The organism is Bradyrhizobium sp. CSA112 (assembly GCF_029051645.1).
Taxonomy (GTDB): Bacteria; Pseudomonadota; Alphaproteobacteria; order Rhizobiales; family Xanthobacteraceae; genus Bradyrhizobium.
In genome coordinates, this window is record NZ_JAACFS010000099.1 from 1 (window position 1) to 1484 (window position 1484).

The 1484-nt window shown below is 61.4% G+C and carries 1 protein-coding gene; it reads right to left on the reverse strand.

Features of this window, described 5'->3' with window-relative positions; translation table 11 throughout:
* Positions 1-9 precede the first annotated feature (9 nt).
* Positions 10-1290 (reverse strand): IS4 family transposase, encoded by a 1281-nt coding sequence (locus tag GWE18_RS41820; protein ID WP_275191289.1) that lies wholly within the window; start codon positions 1288-1290, stop codon positions 10-12.
* Positions 1291-1484: the final 194 nt, after the last annotated feature.

Here is a 1484-nt window from a genome sequence, read left to right on the forward strand (position 1 = left end):
CTAGCTGATTCACACATCTTTGAGGGTTTCCCACGCCGCCGCCATGCCCAAGAAGTACTGGAGGCCATGCCGCATGGTGATGGGGCCCGGTTTGGTGCGTGGGTATCCGTCCCACCCGCCGAGGCGAGCGATGATCCATGAGGCCCACGCCAGACTTTGCGGCCGATGTGGGTTGCTTTGCAGTTTGGTCCGGCCCTCGTACTTGGTGGCGAGTGCGGCGAGGAGCTTGATCTGCGCTTCATTGAACGCGTTGCTGGCGGGTTCGGCGCTGCGTCCATCGCGAGCCTGAACGAGCTGCAGGATCATGACAGCAGCTTTGGCGGTAATCGCGGTGAGCTTGAGCAGCCGGTCGGCGGTTTCGATCCGGCTGTCTTCGAGCTGCAGCCCCTGAGTTTTGATCAGGCGGAACAGTTGCTCGATAATCCAGCGCCTTTTGTACCAGTTGACGATCCGCCAGGCGGAGGCGACATCACTCACTTCATGGGTCGTCAGCAGATACCATTGCAGCGGTTCGACGCTCGCTGGCGCATCGACTTCAGCAACCTCGATCAAAGCGAGTTCGACTGTCCGCGGTAAGTCGGCAGACGCTTTCTGCGGCCTTTTGAGGGTGACGCGGCCCAAGCGCAGCACCAGCTTGGCCCGTCGGGCCGGCCGATCAGCGCGCGCCACAACATCAATGGTCGCGGCGTCGACAATGGGCCAGCCGGCGGCAGTGGCATACATGCTTGCACCGTCGGCCAGCACACGATCATGCATGCTCCGCGTCAGCAGATGGAAGTTTGCGGCCGATACGCTTGCCCATTTGGCATAGATGTCACCCTCGCGGTCATCGATCACCGTGACCATCGCGGCCGCAGACAACACCTGCTTGGCCCGATTGGCTGTGCTGATCCAACGCTCCGATTCCTTCTGCTCCAGCGGCCGCTTGTCGTGCGGCACCGTTACTCGGCCTTGGCGCGTCCAAATCTTCCCGGAAACCAGACCCAGACATGCGTCACTTTCGGCATCGACGGCAGCCATCGCATGTAACAGCAAGCCGTGGCCGGTTCCCTTGCCGATCTCACCCAGCCCGCGTCGGCGCTCGGGTTTGGTTCGAAAGTTGATCTCGCTTGTGTCCTGGATCGCCAGCACGTGCCGGCCGGCCGCCGCAACGGCCGTTTGTTCGCCCCAGCCTGCGAGCAGTGCTTCCAGCGTCACGTTCTCATTGGCTAGAAATCGGCCGTATCGGACTATCTTGGCCCGATCACCCTCCGCCGCTCGCCGCAAGCACGAACCGGCGCGCGTGACCATTCCTTCGAGCAGGGCCGCCCCCCTTTATCGAGACGACCATCCCCGAAACGACCAAGTCTGAATTGTTCGTTCAACATCTTGGCACCTCAATGGAATCGAAGTGCCAGACACAGAATCACAGTGACTCTTCGCCCGGGAAGGCCAAATCAACGGGCGAGTCATTCCGTCGCAGCCACGATGTGTGCATCAGCTAG